Annotated in this window: 24 protein-coding genes; 10 read left to right on the forward strand and 14 right to left on the reverse strand. The window is 37.1% G+C overall.

Annotated elements, in window-relative coordinates; genetic code table 11:
- The first annotated feature begins 6 nt into the window (after positions 1-6).
- From ACMAYL_RS02965 to ACMAYL_RS02975, 3 genes are all read left to right on the forward strand, one after another.
- A complete protein-coding gene (locus ACMAYL_RS02965) occupies positions 7-1,224 on the forward strand; it encodes a transglycosylase SLT domain-containing protein (protein WP_103217489.1) in 1,218 nt (405 codons plus the stop codon).
- Positions 1,199-1,966 (forward strand): PilZ domain-containing protein, encoded by a 768-nt coding sequence (locus ACMAYL_RS02970; protein ID WP_158246835.1) that lies wholly within the window; start codon positions 1,199-1,201, stop codon positions 1,964-1,966. Before ACMAYL_RS02965 ends, ACMAYL_RS02970 begins: the two co-directional genes overlap by 26 nt.
- A gap of 186 nt (positions 1,967-2,152) precedes the next feature.
- Positions 2,153-2,893 (forward strand): endonuclease I family protein, encoded by a 741-nt coding sequence (locus ACMAYL_RS02975; RefSeq protein ID WP_412470721.1) that lies wholly within the window; start codon positions 2,153-2,155, stop codon positions 2,891-2,893.
- Between the two features lie 4 nt (positions 2,894-2,897).
- Here the strand turns inward: ACMAYL_RS02975 and ACMAYL_RS02980 are convergent, their stop codons facing one another.
- From ACMAYL_RS02980 to ACMAYL_RS02990, 3 genes are all read right to left on the reverse strand, one after another.
- Positions 2,898-3,728, reverse strand: coding sequence for a thioredoxin domain-containing protein (locus ACMAYL_RS02980; RefSeq protein WP_103217492.1), 831 nt, complete (start codon positions 3,726-3,728; stop codon positions 2,898-2,900).
- Positions 3,729-3,866: 138 nt separating this feature from the next.
- On the reverse strand, positions 3,867-4,556 hold the full coding sequence (locus ACMAYL_RS02985) for a response regulator transcription factor (RefSeq protein WP_103217493.1): 690 nt from the start codon (positions 4,554-4,556) through the stop codon (positions 3,867-3,869).
- 2 nt (positions 4,557-4,558) lie between these two features.
- Entirely contained in the window at positions 4,559-6,127 is a 1,569-nt protein-coding gene (locus ACMAYL_RS02990) for a sensor histidine kinase (RefSeq protein ID WP_103217494.1), read from the reverse strand.
- A gap of 120 nt (positions 6,128-6,247) precedes the next feature.
- Here ACMAYL_RS02990 and ACMAYL_RS02995 point away from each other — a divergent pair, with 120 nt between their 5' ends.
- Both ACMAYL_RS02995 and ACMAYL_RS03000 read left to right on the forward strand, forming a co-directional pair.
- Entirely contained in the window at positions 6,248-7,018 is a 771-nt protein-coding gene (locus tag ACMAYL_RS02995; protein ID WP_103217495.1) for a 3'-5' exonuclease, read from the forward strand.
- A gap of 77 nt (positions 7,019-7,095) precedes the next feature.
- A complete protein-coding gene (locus tag ACMAYL_RS03000; RefSeq protein ID WP_412470722.1) occupies positions 7,096-7,494 on the forward strand; it encodes a DUF309 domain-containing protein in 399 nt (132 codons plus the stop codon).
- Here the strand turns inward: ACMAYL_RS03000 and ACMAYL_RS03005 are convergent.
- Both ACMAYL_RS03005 and ACMAYL_RS03010 read right to left on the reverse strand, forming a co-directional pair.
- Entirely contained in the window at positions 7,417-7,836 is a 420-nt protein-coding gene (locus ACMAYL_RS03005; protein ID WP_199177527.1) for a group II truncated hemoglobin, read from the reverse strand. The two genes, ACMAYL_RS03000 and ACMAYL_RS03005, sit on opposite strands and share 78 nt — an antisense overlap.
- A gap of 49 nt (positions 7,837-7,885) precedes the next feature.
- Complete coding sequence (locus ACMAYL_RS03010; protein WP_392991629.1) at positions 7,886-9,151, reverse strand: S8 family peptidase; 1,266 nt, start codon at positions 9,149-9,151, stop codon at positions 7,886-7,888.
- Positions 9,152-9,348: 197 nt separating this feature from the next.
- Here ACMAYL_RS03010 and ACMAYL_RS03015 point away from each other — a divergent pair, with 197 nt between their 5' ends.
- The 4 genes from ACMAYL_RS03015 to ACMAYL_RS03030 all read left to right on the forward strand — a co-directional run bounded on the left by ACMAYL_RS03015 (position 9,349) and on the right by ACMAYL_RS03030 (position 12,480).
- Positions 9,349-10,056: a VC0807 family protein gene (locus ACMAYL_RS03015; RefSeq protein WP_412470723.1), complete on the forward strand. Its 708-nt coding sequence runs from the start codon at positions 9,349-9,351 to the stop codon at positions 10,054-10,056.
- 19 nt (positions 10,057-10,075) lie between these two features.
- Positions 10,076-11,128, forward strand: coding sequence for an aldo/keto reductase (locus ACMAYL_RS03020; RefSeq protein WP_412470724.1), 1,053 nt, complete (start codon positions 10,076-10,078; stop codon positions 11,126-11,128).
- 90 nt (positions 11,129-11,218) lie between these two features.
- Positions 11,219-11,827: a hypothetical protein gene (locus ACMAYL_RS03025; protein WP_392991623.1), complete on the forward strand. Its 609-nt coding sequence runs from the start codon at positions 11,219-11,221 to the stop codon at positions 11,825-11,827.
- A gap of 95 nt (positions 11,828-11,922) precedes the next feature.
- On the forward strand, positions 11,923-12,480 hold the full coding sequence (locus ACMAYL_RS03030; RefSeq protein ID WP_103217501.1) for a hypothetical protein: 558 nt from the start codon (positions 11,923-11,925) through the stop codon (positions 12,478-12,480).
- Between the two features lie 38 nt (positions 12,481-12,518).
- On the opposite strand, the gene ACMAYL_RS03035 is transcribed toward ACMAYL_RS03030, so the two are convergent.
- The 9 genes from ACMAYL_RS03035 to soxR all read right to left on the reverse strand — a co-directional run bounded on the left by ACMAYL_RS03035 (position 12,519) and on the right by soxR (position 17,814).
- Positions 12,519-12,869, reverse strand: coding sequence for a hypothetical protein (locus ACMAYL_RS03035; protein ID WP_412470725.1), 351 nt, complete (start codon positions 12,867-12,869; stop codon positions 12,519-12,521).
- Positions 12,870-12,959: 90 nt separating this feature from the next.
- The gene (locus ACMAYL_RS03040) at positions 12,960-13,493 is read right to left on the reverse strand and encodes a hypothetical protein (RefSeq protein WP_412470726.1); all 534 of its coding nucleotides are present in this window, start codon (positions 13,491-13,493) and stop codon (positions 12,960-12,962) included.
- Positions 13,471-13,896 (reverse strand): hypothetical protein, encoded by a 426-nt coding sequence (locus ACMAYL_RS03045; RefSeq protein ID WP_412470727.1) that lies wholly within the window; start codon positions 13,894-13,896, stop codon positions 13,471-13,473. Before ACMAYL_RS03045 ends, ACMAYL_RS03040 begins: the two co-directional genes overlap by 23 nt.
- On the reverse strand, positions 13,871-14,485 hold the full coding sequence (locus ACMAYL_RS03050) for a hypothetical protein (protein ID WP_146037821.1): 615 nt from the start codon (positions 14,483-14,485) through the stop codon (positions 13,871-13,873). The genes ACMAYL_RS03045 and ACMAYL_RS03050 overlap by 26 nt, the downstream gene beginning before the upstream one ends.
- A gap of 80 nt (positions 14,486-14,565) precedes the next feature.
- On the reverse strand, positions 14,566-15,036 hold the full coding sequence (locus tag ACMAYL_RS03055) for a hypothetical protein (RefSeq protein ID WP_103217506.1): 471 nt from the start codon (positions 15,034-15,036) through the stop codon (positions 14,566-14,568).
- A gap of 148 nt (positions 15,037-15,184) precedes the next feature.
- Complete coding sequence (locus ACMAYL_RS03060; RefSeq protein WP_412469657.1) at positions 15,185-15,523, reverse strand: cyclophilin-like fold protein; 339 nt, start codon at positions 15,521-15,523, stop codon at positions 15,185-15,187.
- A 1-nt stretch (position 15,524) separates the two neighbouring features.
- The gene (locus ACMAYL_RS03065) at positions 15,525-16,049 is read right to left on the reverse strand and encodes a cupin domain-containing protein (RefSeq protein WP_412470728.1); all 525 of its coding nucleotides are present in this window, start codon (positions 16,047-16,049) and stop codon (positions 15,525-15,527) included.
- A gap of 18 nt (positions 16,050-16,067) precedes the next feature.
- The gene (locus ACMAYL_RS03070; RefSeq protein ID WP_412470729.1) at positions 16,068-17,264 is read right to left on the reverse strand and encodes an MFS transporter; all 1,197 of its coding nucleotides are present in this window, start codon (positions 17,262-17,264) and stop codon (positions 16,068-16,070) included.
- A gap of 103 nt (positions 17,265-17,367) precedes the next feature.
- Positions 17,368-17,814 (reverse strand): redox-sensitive transcriptional activator SoxR, encoded by a 447-nt coding sequence (soxR, locus tag ACMAYL_RS03075; protein ID WP_393090599.1) that lies wholly within the window; start codon positions 17,812-17,814, stop codon positions 17,368-17,370.
- 84 nt (positions 17,815-17,898) lie between these two features.
- Here soxR and ACMAYL_RS03080 point away from each other — a divergent pair, with 84 nt between their 5' ends.
- A complete protein-coding gene (locus ACMAYL_RS03080) occupies positions 17,899-18,636 on the forward strand; it encodes an SDR family NAD(P)-dependent oxidoreductase (RefSeq protein WP_412462714.1) in 738 nt (245 codons plus the stop codon).
- The last annotated feature ends 23 nt before the right edge of the window (positions 18,637-18,659 follow it).

An 18,659-nucleotide genomic window follows, 5' to 3' on the forward strand; every position in this document is an offset into this window, starting at 1 on the left:
GTGTCAATGAACATGGCACTTAAACCAACATTTCGTCAGCACATTGTCAGAGTCTTGTTAAGAGCAAGCTTTTCGGCACTCTTTTTTGGAGCGACTCTCCTGTTCACTTCATGTGCTGGGCCAATGAACCCATTCGGAAGTGACACTCTTTCAATAATTAATGATGGGGATACATTCGAAAATCTCGAGGCCTTTACTAATATCTTAGATAACCATTTAAATTTTGATAATGTTGGAACAAGTACAATTGGAATTGAGTTCTTTCCTAAAAAACAAAATCGTCATGCTGTTTATGATCTTTATATTAAGATAAATTCTACTCGTGGAAAATTGAATCCAGAAAATATCGTTATCTTTTGGAATGGAAGAAATATTACTTCAAGCTTTAAAAATAATAATAAAGTTATCTATGAAGACGATCAAAATATCATCTATAAAATCAATCGCCTGAGTCTTCCAGCAAGACTTGAAACTGATATTAAAATTGGTTACCAATATCGTGGAGAGATTCGCTCTCTATACCGTTATGAAGAACCATCATGTAAGCAATTTACAACAGCAAATAACAACACAACAATTACAACAACAGATCCATTCAATGTTAAGGATAGCTTCATTGATCTTGTAAAAAATGAAGCTAAAAAAGTTCATACAAACCCTTCAATGCTACTTGGAATTATTGCCCAAGAATCAGGGTTTAACTATCGTTCAGTAAGTTCTGCAAAAGCAATTGGGCTTACACAAGTAACAGATGCAGCAAGCCAGCACGTTGTTAAGAAATACGATAAGTGGAAGGTTGATAAGAGAATTGAAAAGCTTCCATATGGACTTGTAAAATTCATGGTTAGGTCAGGAAAGATTAATCAAAGAAATGACTGGCGACTTAATCGTAAGAAGTCAGTTATTGGTGGCCTTGAGTATATTGAATATTTAAAGAAGTACTGGCGTGGAAATATCGATCTTGTACAAAAGTCATATCCAAAAATCAAAGACCTTAAATCATTTGAGAAAAGCCAACTTTTCACAGACCTAATTCTTGCCAGCTATAACTCTGGCCCATTTAGAGTTAAGTCACAACTAATCAAATTAGAAACAAATTGGCGTAACTCTGATCGCCTACAAGAAGCAAAGAATTATATTAATCGCGTAAATAGTTATTGTTATCACTTTACTCAAAATGACACACAAGGAGTCATCAATGAAGATCAAGCCATTAATCTTTAATATTTATGCATTTGTATTTATTGCAATTGCAGTTAGTATCCCAATTCAGGTCATGTTCCTTTATGGTCATGGTGCAACTGATATTGGTGCCATCTGGTCGAAAATGACAGTCTTTAACTTTATGGTTATGGCCTCTTGTTTTCTAAATGCGTACTTTTCATTTACAGCGCAAGATGACATCAAGTGGAGCTTTCCATTATCGATTGGCTTTGTTTGTTTAAATAACTCGATTGTCCTAGTTTATGGAAATGACTTTGAAGCAGCTTCAGTTATTCTATCAACTTTTGCATATATCCTAATGACTTCATATTTTATTCTTAGTCATGAAACGAATGTTATTAATTCTCCTGCTGCTCAGTGGTGGAAAACAGCAATTCGTTACCAAGCACCACTACCAACAAAGGTATCATCAACTGATATTCCAATTAATCTTGGAGAAACTTTTGATATCTCAAGAACAGGTGCTTATATTTCGTATAATACGCCAACTCAAAAAGATATCTTCAATTGTGGAGACACTTTTACTTTTAATATCGGAACAGATTTAGAACTAAAGGCCAAGGTCGTTAGAAAATCGAATGCTGTTGGACGCTACCCAGAAGGAATGGGGGTACAATTTGTTGAGCTTGGAGTTAGCGAAAGACTTCAATTAGAGAAGCTTTTAACAAGCCTTAGACAAAGTGTAGATGAAGAAAATATGGATAGTGATAACGATTACGAAGAGTATAATAAGGCCGCTTAGTCGTCCCCTAAGTAGCTAAAATAACGAGCTTGATTTTTAAATTGGCAGGACCTCACCGAGGTCCTGTTTTTTTATTGGGACTATATTTCGGGTAAATTCTACAATCTCCTACCATCTGTTCATAAATTACCGTAAAAGCTAATTATGTTACGTACCACTCTAATAATTTTAGCAACATCACTCACTATGGCCCAGGCAATAAACCTCAAAGGCCACGGTGATACGAAAACACAAATCGATCAAGCAAAATTCAGAAAGCGTCTTTCTGATTTGATGAAAAAAGGAAAGAGAACTCTTTATTATAAAGAAGCACGCCTTTACCTTTTTAATAATATCTACGCCTATAATAAATCTGGATCCGATAATAAGTTTCTAAAAGACCTTTACTGCGGAAATGAGTACGAAAATAATGTCGATATTCAATTAGACTCTGAAAACCTACCTGATGGTAATATCATCAACACTGAGCATACATGGCCGAAGTCTCGATTCTTTGACTATGGTGAAACTGTTGAACACGGTAAGAACGAATACGATGATATGGTTGCGGATATGCACCACCTTTTCCCAACAGACTCTTTTGTTAATAGTATGAGGGCCTCATATCACTACGGTGAAGTTGACGACAATAAACTTCAAGACTGTGGTGAATCTAAATTTGGAAAGAATAAGAAGTATCCAAATATGCCGCTTTTTGAACCACCTAATGAAGTAAAGGGTGATATCGCTCGTGGGCTATTCTACTTTGCAGTAATGTATGAGCTTCCAATTGATGATCGTGAAGAAGCATTCTTGAGAGTTTGGGACAAGTTAGATCCTATCGATGAATTTGAGAAGTTTAGAAATGATGAAGTTGAGAAGTATCAGGGCAACCGAAATCCATTTATCGATTACCCTGAATTAATTGAACTACTGACGGACATTTAATTTCTTACTTGATCTTCGCTGCCATCTCGCTAGCAGGATCCTTAGAGTTTCCATTTAAACGACGATCTAAGATCATTTTGAAATGAGAATATGGGTATGCGCCTTTAACAGGGACACCGGCCACAACAAAACCAGGAGTGCCACTAAAGCCCAATTTATTTGCACTTGCTACGTCCGCAGCAATCTTATTCTCGACACGTTTTGAGTTTACTAATTCCTTAATTTTCCCAATATCTAATTTCATTTCTTTAATTAAACTAAGGAAATATTTTTCACCATGACGAATCTTATTTTGATTCTTTAAAATTGTTTCATGGAAATCAAATGCCTTTTGGCCATATTCAATTCTAATTGCTTCATAGTATTTTGCGGCCAATCTTGCATTTGGATGAATTGAATCAATTGGCAGGTGGCGATAGACAAAGGCCACATCATCTTTATACTCATCAAGAACTTGTTTTACTGTCTCAAGGGCACGATAACAGAATGGACACTGAAAATCGGAGTATTCATAAATAACCACTTTCGCATTAGGATTACCAATGATTAAATCTTCACTATGCTTTTCGACTTCAATAGGGTCTTTAAATGCGGCCTCTAAGATTTCCTGTTCTTTCTTATTGCGATCTTCAAGGGCCTTCTCTCTCATTTGAGATGCCATCTTCTGAAGTGTTTCCATAAACAATTGCGGGTTCTTCTTCATCACTTCAGTTAAAATCTGCGGATTTTCCTCAAGAGTTTTTTGCAGATCGCTCGCCGATTGCTTCGACTGACATGACGCTAAAAAAAGTGCCACGCAGGCAAAGAGAAGTGGAATGGTTATACGCTTAGACATAATGGCCCCTTAGTAGTTGTTCATATTAACTAACCTTTCGTTATATTATGGCCAAGCTTTATTCAATCTTCGTTAGAGTTATGTCAATTCTTTGAAAAAAAAAGGGCCTTTGAAAGGCCCTTAAATCATTTTTTATTCTTATTGAGCAAATTGTGGACGCAGCTTATAGCCGATACCTCGAACCGTTTCAATTAAATTTTCATTAAATTTCTGACGTAATTGAAGAACGTGTGTATCTACGGTACGAGTTGATGGATAACACTCATAACCCCAAACCTTATTTAAAATCTCATCACGAGATAGAGCGCGATTTGGATTTTCCACAAGAAGCTTTAGGAAATCAAACTCCATTTTAGTTAGTTCGACTAAGTTTCCATCCCAAGTAACTTCTCTTGTATCATTATCAATCTTAAGTTTTCCAAGAGTTAAAACACCTTTAGTATCAAGATCCTTAGCTGTAGCTCCTTGATCTCCAATACGAAGTTGCACACGAATACGAGCAAGTAGTTCACGAGACTCAAATGGTTTAGTCATATAGTCGTTTGCCCCTGACTCAAGGCCAACAACTTTATCAATCAGATCAGTCTTAGCAGTAAGAATAATCATAGGTGTATTATTATTGTTAGAACGAATCTCTTTTAGAAAATCAATCCCCTGTCCATCTGGAAGCATCCAATCTTGGATAATAAGATTAAAACCTTTTAAATCAATCTTTCTTGCTTCTTCTAAAGTTTGTGCCCACGTCGTATCAAAGCCTTCCATTTTAAGAAAATCAAGAATTCCCTTACCTAGTGAAACATCATCTTCAACTAATAGAATCTTATCCATAATTACTTCCTTTTAGGTAGAGTGATAATAAACTTCGTCGGCTTCTTAACCAACTCAATTTTTCCACCCCATTCATCAACTATATTTTTAATAATATTTAAACCTAAGCCTGTACCTGAACTTTTAGAGCCCTTAACAAACTCACTTGTTAGAGTATCAAGGTCTCTTGTAATCTCTCCACCATCACCGACTTCAACAACAAAGAATTTATCTTTTTCATAAATCTTTAAGTAGTGCTCTGGCGCACCATGAATAAAAGAGTTCTCAACGAGATTTTTAATGAGAATTTGAAACCAATAATAATCGACAAAGATCGTATCTTTCACATCAATCGATAGTTCTATTTCCTTATCATAAGTTTCCTTAATAGGAATAATTGTATCATAGATAAGATCTTCTAAGTGCTCTAGCTTTTCATAACTAAAAGTTAACATTCCTGAGGCATTAGAGCCTTGCAGGTAGTGCTTAGACTTTTCTGTTAGACGTTGAAGGCGATATACTTCTCCAGCAATTCGAAGAAGATCTTCTTGCTGTTCTTCATCCAATTTATCAATTGAGCGGTTCATTTTTTCAACAATTAAAAGAAGAGAACTAACAGGAGTTCTAAACTCGTGTGTCAAAACTTGAAGTGCCATTTTCTTACGACTCTCCTCAACCTTATCATCCTTGATCTTACTGAATAGTAGCCAAAGAATAATGAAGAAGATAACCATGATCCCGGTAAATGATGTCAAAGTCGAAGTAGAGACAGTCTGTAAGAGATGTCTTGTGTTCTGTCGCCAACAAATTGGACCGTCGTTGTAGACACACCACTTACCTGCACGTGCTCTTGATATTTGATAAGGCGTTTGATCGAGAAATCTTTCAATGGAATCATTTGAGTAAAAGCGATACTCGAGAACATTGTATTGGCGTGGATACTTTATTCGTGCCAATAAAAAGTTCTTTGCTAGAATAGTTCCTTCCTCATTAATAATATCTTGTAGAGTTTCCTGAGAAAGACTTGCAAGTAGACCGTAGATTCCACCGAGTGGCCCGATTTCACGTTGAAGTTGTGCAAGTTCTGAAACATGGAAGTAAGAAAGTCTACGCCTTACCCATGACGTCTGTGACGCCTGGCCTGTGGCCAATTGATATTGAAACAAGAGGTATGCGTAACTAACACCAGATTCATGAATATAAGGTGGAGATTTCACAAACCAGTTAGGAATATTTCGAATTCTTCCACAGCGGATTTGTTCCCAGACACCTTTTTTACGTGTTCCCGTAAGCTGAGATTGAAGAATCTCAATATTTGAACAACCTTTTGAACTTGAAAGTAGAGATGCATCAAATTCTTCAATAGCAAGTGAAGGATTAAGTAGTTGGAACTGTTCATCTGAGTAATACAATGATGAGAAGTTAACGATGGCGTATGGTGTAATTGTAGTTTGCATCTTAACTTTTAGTTCATTGATCTCATCAATTTGATACTGACTAGCAAATCGAGGAGCGAAAGTTTTTAAAACAAAACTTCCTGAAAAGAAGGCAACAATTAACGCCGTGAATATAAGTACAATATAAGGTTTCATTAAATCTAAGTAATCCCAGCATTTACAATATTAAACGTATCGTTAATAATTGTCCTAAATAAGTCAGAATATTGTCAATTAATCTTATGGCACACAGCAAGACCAACAAAAGGACGTCAAATGCTCATTCTTGGAGTTGATTTAGAAGGTATTAACGAAAATCTAACGCAAAAAGGTGTAAACCTTGAAGTTGACCGCGTTACGGAAATTGGAGCAGTCCTTTGGGATACACGCATCAACTCTCCAGTAAGAATTTTCTCAGAACTAATTGACGAGAAAGACCGTCTAAAGCTTACAGAAGAAGTCATTGAGCTAACTGGCATTGATGAGCAATTACTTGCTGAATGGGGCCGCAAGGGTGATGAAATCAAGATGGCCCTTGAAAGAATCGCACTTCTGATGAAGAAGGCCGACTATATGATGGCCCATAATGGTGCAAAGTACGACAAGCCAATGCTTACGGCCATGTTTAAAAGACATGGTATTGAGATGCCAAATAAAGTTTGGATTGATACTCAAGAAGACGTTGAGTACCCGAGAAAAATTACTCATAAATCAATGGCGCTTCTTGAGCACTCACATGGATTTATTAATCCATTCCCTCACCGCGCCGTAACTGATGTTCTAGCGATGCTAAAGATTGCTTCTCACTACGATTATGCACGTATGGCAAAGCTTGCTAGTGCACCTAAAGTTAGAATCGTAGCGGAACTTAAGGCGCCGAATTGGAAGAATCGTCAAGAAGTTGAAAAATTCAATACGATCAAGCACAAGGTTGCTCGTGCAAGATTCCAGTGGGATCCAAATGAAAAAGTTTGGTCAAAGATAGTTTCTCAAGTTCATATTGATGAAGGAAAACTTCTGTACGACTTTGATTGGAGACTTTCATAAGATATTCCACTCGAGCACTACCACCATATAAATTTCGACCGGGAGTGAATCCACATCCCTTGAAGTCTGGTGGCCATATGGAAGAAAGCGGCGAGCCTCAAACAGCTCGCCTAAGTTCTAGTGAAGCTTTTAAAGATAGTGAAGATTATCTGTATGCCATTGACTTGGTAAACCAAGGATATTTCTGGGAGGCCCATGCCTACTTAGAATCCTTATGGAATGAGCATAATCGAACTGATGACTTTGCCATTTTATTTAAGGCCATCATTAAAATAGCAGCAGGGCTATTAAAATTAGAAATGAAGCAAGAAAGTGCATTTAAAACTCACTTTGAGCGCTGCCTTGAGCTACTTAATGAATTAAATTACGAAGTTTTTTGCGGAATAGAAATCGAAGATCTAAAAGTCTTGGTTTCTCATATGCTCGGCGAATCTTTCGAAAGCACCCCAGAGTTCTTTATCAAACTCAGGCTTTAAATTCTTCATATCCATGGCCTTTCTCATGCAATAGAGCCACTCATCTCGCTCAGCAAAACCAATCTTAAATGGAAAATGACGCTTTCTCATACGAGGATGGCCGTACTTTTCAATATAAAGACTAGGGCCACCTAACCAGCCAGATAGAAACATAAAAAGTTTCTTATTAGCACTTTCAAGTGAGCTTGCGTGAATAGCGCGACACTTGGAAGCCTTTGGGTCAGTATCCATGATCTCATAGAAGTTATTAACAAGTTCTTGAACGCCCTCGGCGCCACCTAATTTATGATAAGGAGTCATTTTTAATTTTCGAATAAGGAATTCTGGTAGTTTGATTTTCATAAATAAAAAAGGGAGTCGCTAATACGACGACTCCCCTCTTTATATATCACTAGTTTTGGATATTGTTAAGTAGGCGATAAGCTTCAATACGTCCAGACTTAGCTTTTGTGATAAGTCCTGCATTTGGTACTGAAGTTGAATAAATTCTTTCTTTAATTTGAGAGAAAGTTAGCCCTTCTTCTTTTGATAGTAGAAGTCCAAGTACCCCAGAAACCATTGGCGTTGCCATTGAAGTTCCAGACATCTTCTTATAACGATCACCTGGTACAGTTGAAAGAATATTTGAACCTGGTGCAAATACGTGAACTGTATCTTGTCCGTAGTTAGAAAAAGATGAGCGGTTACCTTTACCATCCATTGCACCAACAGTGATTACGTTTTCAACATCGTAATTTGCTGGGTAAGTTGGTCTTGCATCGTTGTCAGCTGAAGAGTTACCAGCAGCAGCTACGAAAAGAACACCTTTATCACGTGCATTTTGAATCGACTCTTTAAGTGCTTCAGAGTACTCTCCTCCACCCCAAGAGTTTGAAAGAATTTTTGCACCATTTGCAACAGCGTAGTCAATTGAAGAGATTGCATCAATTGTTTCCCCTGAACCACTGTCACTTAGGAATTTAATCGACATAATTTTAACATTTGCCATAACACCCATGATACCAGTTCCATTGTGACGAGCACCAATTACACCAGCACAGTGAGTACCATGAGAGTGACCGTCCATTGGATCACCGTCTTTATTTGCAAAATCGTATCCATAAACATCATCAACAAATCCGTTTCCATCATCATCAATTCCGTTTCCAGCGATTTCACCTTCATTCTTCCAAGTGTTAGCTTTTAGATCAGCGTGAGTATAATCAACACCTGTATCAATAACTGCAACAACTAGATCGCGATCACCTGTTTCAACATTCCATGCAGCAGTTGCATTGATGTCTTCACCAGCTTTTCCTCTTGAGAACCAACCACTAGAGTTGCGTCCGTCATTCATTAATCCCCATTGCTTAGAAAATTGCTCATCGCGATTTTCTGTTAATGAAGCATCATCATGTTGAGGAGCTGAAAAATCATTTAAGTTAATGATCCAGTTCTTCTCAACATACTCAACTGCTGGGTCTTGAACAAGGCCTTCAAAATTTTGCTTAACAACAGCAAAAGTACCAAAGCTTAGTTTTCTAACCTGAGCATCTGCCATATTCGTGTTAACAAGAGACTCGAAACCTGGCTTTAGTTTTACAATGTAACCATTGAAGTTTTGAGCTGAAGCGCTCAGCGCACATGTCATACCAAGTGCAAGAAATAATTTTTTCATGAGTTATCCTTATGTTCATCCGTGATCAAAAGTAATTCGGTAAAAAAAATGATTTCATTTTAATTTTCTTAAGACAAGTTCAGATTACAGGGTGTAAGAAGTTGTTACAATACCCGACTTTTCACATTGGTCTTTTAAACCTTTTCCTACTTTATTGATTTAGGTATTATGAAGGGCAAATTATAAAAGGATTATAAATGTCAGATTCGACTGAAACGAATAAAGTTCAAAATAAAAATGAAAACCCGTTCATCAACATCCTCTGTAATGTTGTTATTCCATCGGTGATACTTACAAAATTTTCAGGGCCTGAAAAACTAGGTCAAGTAAATGCTCTGATCATCGCCCTTGCCTTTCCTCTTTTATATGGAGCATGGGACTTTATCTCTAAAAGAAAGTTTAACTGGATTGCGGCCATTGGTCTTGTGAGCGTTCTTCTAACAGGAGGAATCGGCTTATTGGAATTAGATCGCACATGGATGATTGTAAAAGAAACTGCTGTTCCACTTGTAATTGGTCTTTTTGTACTTGCTTCTCAATTCACAAAGAAGCCACTTATTAGAACTTTATTTGAGCAAATTTTTGATATGGAAAAGATCCACATGGCCTTTGAAGCAAGAGGATTACACGACGACTTCAAACAAAAGATTCACATTGCAGGATTCTACTTTTCTTCAACATTCTTTCTATCAGCATTTTTAAATTATGTTCTTGCGGCCATCGTCCTTAAAGGAGCACCAGGTACAGTTGAGTTCAATGAAAGCTTGGGAAGAATGACAGCACTTAGCTTTCCAGTAATCTCTGTGCCAACTTTAATAGTAACAGTCATTATTATTTTTACTCTAGTAAATTACATCAAGAAACAAACACAGCTTCCATTAGAAGAAATGGTAAAGCAGCAATAATAAATATAAATGAGGGATTATGAAATTTAATCAACTTGGAAATACAGATATAAAAGTTAGTGAGATTTGTCTTGGAACAATGACATGGGGTGAACAAAATACCATTGAAGAGGCCCATGAACAACTTGATCTAGCGCTCGACTATGGAGTTAACTTTATTGATACAGCAGAAATGTATCCAGTTCCTGGTCAACAAAGTACATACACAAAGACAGAACAATTCATTGGCAAATGGGATAAGATGCAAACTCACAGAGACAAGTTTATTCTTGCTTCTAAAGTTGCTGGCCCTGGATCAATGGATAGCTACATTAGAAATAGTGACATTAGAAAGATCGCCTTTTCAAAAAGTGATATTAAAACAGCTTGCGAGGCCTCTCTAAAAAGACTTAATACAGAATATCTAGACCTCTACCAAATTCACTGGCCATCGCGTGTGACAAATTTCTTTGGCCGTCTAAATTACGAGCATATCACTCCTGAGATTGAAGTGAGCTTCAATGAAAGAGTCGAGGCCATGGATGAGCTTATCAAAGAAGGAAAGATTCTTCACTGGGGATTATCAAATGAATCACCATGGGGAGTTATGAAGTATCTTGAAGCGGCCAAAGAAACAAATATTGCACGCCCAGTTTCAATTCAAAATCCATACTCTCTACTTAATCGTTCATTTGAAGTTGGTCTTGCTGAAATGGCAATTCGTGAAAAAGTCGGACTACTTGCTTACTCACCTCTTGCTTTTGGCGCGCTCTCTGGAAAGTATCTAGATGGAAAGAGACCTGCAAATTCTCGCCTAACTGAATACGGTGAGTACTTCACACGCTACTCTTCAGAACATGCACAAAATGCCATCAGAGCTTATGTCGAACTTGCTAACGATGTTGGACTCTCTCCTGCAACTCTTGCTCTTGCCTTTGTGAACAAGCGTGAATTTAATACATCAAATATCATCGGTGCTACGACAATGGAGCAATTAAGAGAGAACCTTGCCACAAGTGAAGTGACTCTTGATAGCGATACTCTGAATCGCATCGAGGAAATACACAAGGTGTTTACTATACCTTGCCCATAAGACTGGCACTTTCTGCCACTCACTCCACATAAGTTCTTGATTTAATTTAATTTGATAAAATCTAGAACAAGAACTTATGTGGAGGCGTTCATGTTTTCAAAATTTAAGCAAAAGAGTGAATTCGATCTTGGCAAACAGGAGCTTGCAAAAATCTTCTTTGAATTAGAAGAGTTTGAAGATGCACCTCTTAAGATGGCCCTTGCTAGTTATGAAAACTTAAAAGCAGGAACAAAATCCACAGAAGACTTCTTCTACTACCTAATTGAAGACTCAATTTTTACTTCCCTATACGCTACATTCTATGAACGCATTTTCATGGCCATCAATCAGTATCCGGAACGTGCACTTGAATTAGTTGAGAGCTTTAGTGCAGATGCAGATGAGAGGGAGCAAGTTATTGCAACTCAAACTCAGCAGCATCTGGCCTTTGTTGAAAACTACGGAATGTGTAGCGGATGCGGTTCATGTGAATACCACCAAGACGTTGCAGAGCTTATCGCCTATTATCAAAAGGGTGATATCGACTTCTTTACTGAGTTATATATCGGTATGCAAACAATCCAATTTGCCATGGAATACTTTCTTTACGATTATATTCCAAGTGATCCTAAACTTGTTAAGCTTACGGCCCCTGCCCTAATGCAAAACTGGCGTGAATTGATCTACAATTACGCTAAACTTAAAGCGCGTGAGCTTTAGGCCATAAACTTACAAGTTCTATCTTTAAGCTAGATAAAATTGCATAAACTAAAACTCCTTAATATCATTAATAGGATTATAAAAAGGAGTTTATAATGAAAGTACTAATTAGTTTACTAATGCTTCTGCCTGCTTTCGGTGCAGGACTTCAAATTGGAAATGATCTAGCTTCCAACCCTGTTGAAGGGAGTATCCGCTTAACATGTAATGACAGAAATCAGCACCAAATTCGCTACGTAAATTGTAGTGCAAATTACTTAAGCCCATCTGAGTTTTCAAGCTTTGTTCTAGACGAAGGTGAAAGAGTTGATGCAGACGAAGTAACTCTATACTACAAGGACCACAAGGGACGCAAAAAATCGAAGTCATCTTCATTTGATGCTGAAAAAGGTGAAAGTTCAAAGAAGTTCAATCTTTGGATCTACACTCTACTTCAAAGGCCACTACTTAACTACTACGGTGAAAATGAAATCGAGTACAAGCTAGAAAAAAATGGACGTGAAGTTGCTACTGGAAAGTTCATTGTTAATGTTGAAAAACAAGACACAAAGTACTGCCAAAGCGCAAGCTACTGGTCAAGCAATATGGATGACTGTCGCTTCCCACAAAACTTCTGTGCTCGCTACTTCCGCGACTACAACTACTGCCAATAAAAAAGCAAAATACAAAGCCTCCAGTCCGGAGGCTTTTTTTATACTCGAAATATTTTGATTTTGGTTCCAGGCCACTTTTCGTTGACCGAACGTAAAGGAAAAGCGCCAGGAACGCTTATTGTATTGGTGTTCTTTACTATCTTTGTAATAGTGGAAGACTTAACCATTTTGGTGTCTTGAGACTGTTCCATTGTATATTGTGCATTACCAGGACTCTGCCATAGCAATGGTCCCCCGGCCCAACCATTCATTGTTTTGGCAACTTGTTTGCCTTTAGAATCTTTTACCGTTGTATTTGTAAGAACGAATGGTATTTCTGGATCTGAGTCTTTAGCAAACGTAACTGTATTCGTGGTAATTAGAATAATCAAAGCTAGAGTAAATTTCATTAATATTCCTTTTTGCCAAAGTGGTAGTGCCAGTCGTTTCAAATTTTAAGAATACATCTGAATTTTTTGGCAAATTAGAGGCAAATCTTCCTACCATTTATTAAATTTTAAAATCGAATGGTTCTCTGGAATTTTATCAATAGAGCTAAGAAAATCTAAATATGGATATCCTGCTGTAGATAAACCATCCATATCATCTGAAGAAATCAAGACTTTAAAATTGTAAAGATTAAACAAACTAGTGCCACCTCTTTGGATAGCAACACATCCATCAGAAATAATTTTAAGAATGGCTAAAAGTTGGTCAATGTCCATCGGAACGGGTTCGTGACCTCCAGCAAACCTTACAGACTCAACGCTTTTACCAAACCTTTCCAACACTCTTGGCCATGTCTCAACTCCTATACCAATATTTCCAGTTTCTTCAATCCATACCTCTACTTGAAGAGTCTCTAAATCCTTAGGTTTAAATACTGCTTCGTATACAACTACATAGTCAGGATATTTATCGTTTGCGGGAGAAATATTTTCAATTAACTCTACATTCGTGAAATTCTGGTCAGAGAACCAATTTTTCAGCCTATTAATTTTAATTTCTACTTCATTGTTGTAAGCTACAGGCATTTGCACCTCCAGAACTCAAGCCACCACCAATTATACCAGAATAAATACCGTCTCTTACAGCATTAGCTCCTGAGCGAAGTCCAGTAAAAGGAATATCAAAATGTCTTGATCCTCTTCTTAGACTTAAAACATCTAAACCATTCTTAGGTCCACTCCATCCAAATCTTGTACTCCCTCTATTTAGTAATCCTAAACTTCTGTTATAACCAAACTGAGCTGCTCTCTGTCCACCTCTTCCTAAAAGAAAGCCAGTAGGCATTAATGCAGATGTAGCTGCACCAACAAGCGCAAAAGTTCCAACCGGGATTTGGTTCCAGGTCACTTTTCGTTGACCAAGCGTAAAGGAAAAGCACCAGGAACTCTTATACCATGTACGCTTATACTGAATCATCTTTAACTTCATCTAACCCCTTAGGAATAATTCGATAAATCATATGTGCAACAAAACCACTACACATAATTAAAGCTGAAATAACTTTAGACAGACAAGGTACAGTGAAAAGATATATTCCTAAGCCCAGTAACAAAAACGCAACAATCAATAAAGCTCTATCAAGTCTAACAGGAACCATCCCCTTATACTTCTTCTCACACACACCACAAGTTTGAGGCTCTTTAATCGCATGTATCCAAGAGATAGTTCTTGTCTTACAATTTGGACACGCAAGAATCGAGAAATCTTTAAATCGTGGCTCCTTAACAAGCCTTAAATCACCATCAAACTCAGTTGGTATGCCCCACTTCTCATACTGTCGGGAAACTATATAAATAAAGATAAACAAGAGAGCTAAGGCCAAATAAATTATCAGAATTGTGTATATTCCCTTCTTTGTATCAAGTAACAAGAAGCTAAATATAAAGCAGCATAAGAGATAAGCAATAAGAAGTGTATTCTTATCCCTCTCTTTTTTATCAGTTATTTTGTTTGAGTATTTTGAAATTAGCTTAATTGCATAATTTACAAAGATAGAGATAAACAGATTTATTATCAAAAGTATAAGTAGATCATGATGTAAAAACTCAGGTGTGAATTGTTTTATTAATTCAATGAAGCTTTCGAAAAAATTAAATATCATAGATATTTAGCTACAACTTTTGCCAAAACAGTTATGAATGAATCTCTTTCATCAATTTGATAATAGTTATTAAACTCATAACTATCTAACTCCATCTTTTGATTCTGAGATTCAATATCCTTAAGATTTAAATCACCCAAGATAATACTCTCAATATCCTTAAATACCTTTTTCTCATTATCACAAAAATTATTATCTAAATGTCCAATTGTACGAACCATGTGTAAAACAAAAGACTTTCTGGCAGGAGTTTTAATTAAATCAAGCGCCTCAATATAGTTACCAATAGGCTGACTAAAGCTTTGTCTTAAAACTTCAATGTCTTCCTCAGTCGCATTTAAAAGCTTATGAGAGTTTAATTCATCTATTTTTTTCTTAAACCACTTCTCTTCTGATGAAGAGACGACGCCATCCATATGTATAAGACTTAAGACTAACTTCCATACTTCTAGTAGTTCTTTATCCATCTAGCTTCCTCACAATATTATTATGAATAAATATCGGTATAAATAAGTAAAATTGTGAACAAAATCACAGGCCTTAGCGAAAAACTAGAAATATAAAATAACTAACTGAAATTATGAAACAGAAATGCCTCCAGTCCGGAGGCTTTTTTTATTCTATAATTTCAATTTTAAGTTTTGAGTTTTTAATATTCTTAATCTTATCGACATTCTCAGTAATCTCCCCCAGCTTTATGAGGCCAGCAGAGTAAGAAAAATCTTTATAGAATATCGCGACATTCCCCCATGGAGCATAGTAACAGATATCCCCAACACGAGGCTTATACCCCGCAGGCTCACCTTCCACAGAAAGCTTCTTTGGGAGATAGAAGATCTTCTCATTAGAAGCATAGTCTTCAACATCGACTTCAAGAGGTAGTTGATTAACTACTTTAGTATTTTCAAGAATGCCTTCAAATTCAAGGTCATCCACTTTGATTCGTATCTTCACTTTACTTCTTACTCCTAATGCTCCTAAGCCCATCCTTATATTGCTTATCACTAACTTTTTCCATCCAAATGACATTTTTACCATTCTTCTTTTCTTGTAAAGCCAAGTGAGTGACTGTATTTTTATTATCGGCTCCATGCCAATGCTTAACTCCTGCTGGAGTCCATACAATATCACCGGCCTTCATGACTCGCGCTTTTTCACCCCATTGCTGAACAACTCCCTGTCCCTTTGTGACAACAAGAAGTTGTCCTTTTGGATGAGTATGCCAAGCAGACCTTGCATTTTTTGAAAAAGTCACTTCACCGCCAGTTAAATCTGAAGTGTCATGAGTTTCAAAAAGAGGTCTAAGAAGTACATTACCAGTAAAGACAGGAGAGCTACTATCAAACTTAATGGTCTTATTAGTTGGTGTGATTTCCATAAGTTTCTTTTCGCCTTGAGCTTCTCCATTGGCATTTGTAATACCTGAACAGCTCACAAGCCCTAGAGACAAAATTAAAGTTAAAACAAATCCATTTTTCATGACTAACCTCCAAGATTATTATGCGATGACATTTTCAACAACTTCATCTTCATTTTTATTAAAAACGGTTTTTACAAATAAGAAAGTAAGTATTGCAGAGACAAACCAGAACAAACTACTCATTGAAAAGACTGCAAATGAACCACTTTTATCGTAAAGAATTCCTCCTGCAAAAGCTCCTATTCCAGCAGCTGTTTGCACTGAAGCAACATAAAGACCACCGATTGATTCCGTATCATCAGGTGCAATCTTTGTCCCCCATGTCGACCAACCGACAGGAATGGGAGCAAAAGAAATACCCAATAAGAAAATTAATACTCCGGCCTCGATAGCACTGGTTTCATTAAATGCGAGGGCAAGTGAAGCGAGTGCAAGTAATAATGGAAAAACACTTAATGCAAAAGTTAAACTTCTTTTTACTATTTCAGCGGCAATAAATGTTCCAATAAAATAGGCAGCATCAAAGAGAAGGAAGACTAACGAAATCCCCTTTACATCAAGGCCTATTGTATTTTCAAGATAGGGTCTCATATATGTGATCGTTGCAAATCGCCCACAAAAAGTTAAAGCGACAGCAAGTAAACCGACTTTGACCGACGGCCTTGATAAAGTTTTAAAAATTGTTTTGAACTTTACCTTAGAATTTGCCGCCAGAGTTGGCATACTATTAAAAAGCCAAATCATTGAGATAATTGCTATTAATGAATCAATGAGAAAAATCGTACGCCAGTGCAAGTATTGGCCAAGAAAGCTTCCAAGTGGTGCGGCCAGCATCGTTGAGAATGAAGCTCCTCCAAAAATAATTGAAAGGGCCTTAGGAAGATTATCCTTGGAAACAAGACGTGTTGCAAGGGCAGCGGCCATTGACCATATTCCACCGAGAGAAATCCCTAAAAGTCCTCTACCGATAAGAAGAATCACAAGATTAGGGGAAAGCGAAACGATAGCAGATGAAATAGCAACTAGTGCTGATAAGCTTATAAGTAAGTTTTTACGGCCAACCTTTCTAGTCACATAAGATATCGTTAAACTCGTTAAAACTGCAAAAATGGAAGTAACAGTAATGGTTTGCCCAGCAAAACCTTCACTTATAGCAAGATCCTTGGCCATAGGAGTTAAGAGGCCGACAGGTAGAAATTCTGCGATCATGACACTTGAGATCCCAAGAGTCATGGCCCAGATAGCTCCCCATGAATTTTTATTTTGATTTAACACGAATAATTGATCTCCACATTGAATTATTATTTAAATCAATTATGGGATAAATTATTGTTTCAATAAATGACACTATAGTTTATGAATCATTAACTATCACTTACTAATCTTTCATTAGAAGACGTGGCCCAGTACCTTCCTGACCAAGTTCATCATCAGGGTTACGTAAAGGACAATCTTTTAAAGACAAACAACCACATCCTATACAATATCCAAGCTGTGACTTTGTTCTTTCAATTAACTGAAGACGTTCATCCAAAACCTTTTGCCAACTACGGCCAAGTTTCTTCCAATCACTAGCTGTGAGATTCTCTTTATTCTCGATGCTTTTAAATGCTTCTCTTATCTCTTCTAGGCTTAGACCAATACGTTGTGCAACCTTTAGATAACTAAGAATACGAAGTTCACGACGATGGAAACGCCTTTGATTACCTTTGTTACGATGGCATCTTAGTAAGTTCTTTGACTCGTAAAAGTGAATCGCAGAAATAGAAACTCCACTTCTTTTACTGAGTTCTCCAACAGATAAATATTCATTTAACTCGGCCATAAAATCTCCTATTGACCTCAAGCTAACTTGAGGTTTTAGAATATTAACACAATTAAACGTCAATATGAAATAAAAGGAGATTGAATGAAGAACGCACTAGTAACAGGTGGAGCTCGCGGGATCGGAGCAGCGACTGTAAGAGCTTTAGCTGCCGATGGACACAGAGTATTTATCAATTATGTAAATAGCGAAAAGATCGCGCAAGAGCTTGCAAATGAAATCATTTCTAAAGGTGGCGAAGCTTACCCAATTCAAGCTGACGTACGTGATGAAACACAAATACAGGCCATGTTTGATAAAATTGAAAAGGATCATGGACCGGTTTCTATTCTTGTATCAAATGCAAATATGAACTTTACAGCAAAGCCATTTCTTGAACAAAGCTGGGATGAATTTTCTCAAAAGCTTAATGATGAAATGCGTGCTTCATATATCACTGCAAAAATTGCAGCAGCACAAATGAAAAAGAATCGCTTTGGACGCTTGATCTTTATTTCAAGTACTCTTTCTGAATCACCTATGCCTGCATTTATTGCACATGGTTCAGCAAAAGGAGCACTTGATAGCTTTAGTAAATATCTAGCACAAGAGCTAGGGCCTCATAAGATTACATCTAATATTGTAGCTCCAGGTTTTGTTGAGACTGAAGCGACAAAAGATGCACCAAGTGACTTTAAAGACTATCTAGCTTCTTTAACGCCGACACAAAGAAATGCTCAGCCCGAAGATGTTGCAAACACTGTTGCTTTTCTAGCGAGTGAGAAAAGCTCACACATAAATGGCACATATCAACCTGTTTGTGGTGGCGCATACCTACCATAACTTCCAAATAAAAAGGCCCTTGC

This window comes from Halobacteriovorax sp. RT-2-4, from assembly GCF_047085445.1.
In the GTDB taxonomy this organism is placed as follows: Bacteria; Bdellovibrionota; Bacteriovoracia; order Bacteriovoracales; family Bacteriovoracaceae; genus Halobacteriovorax_A.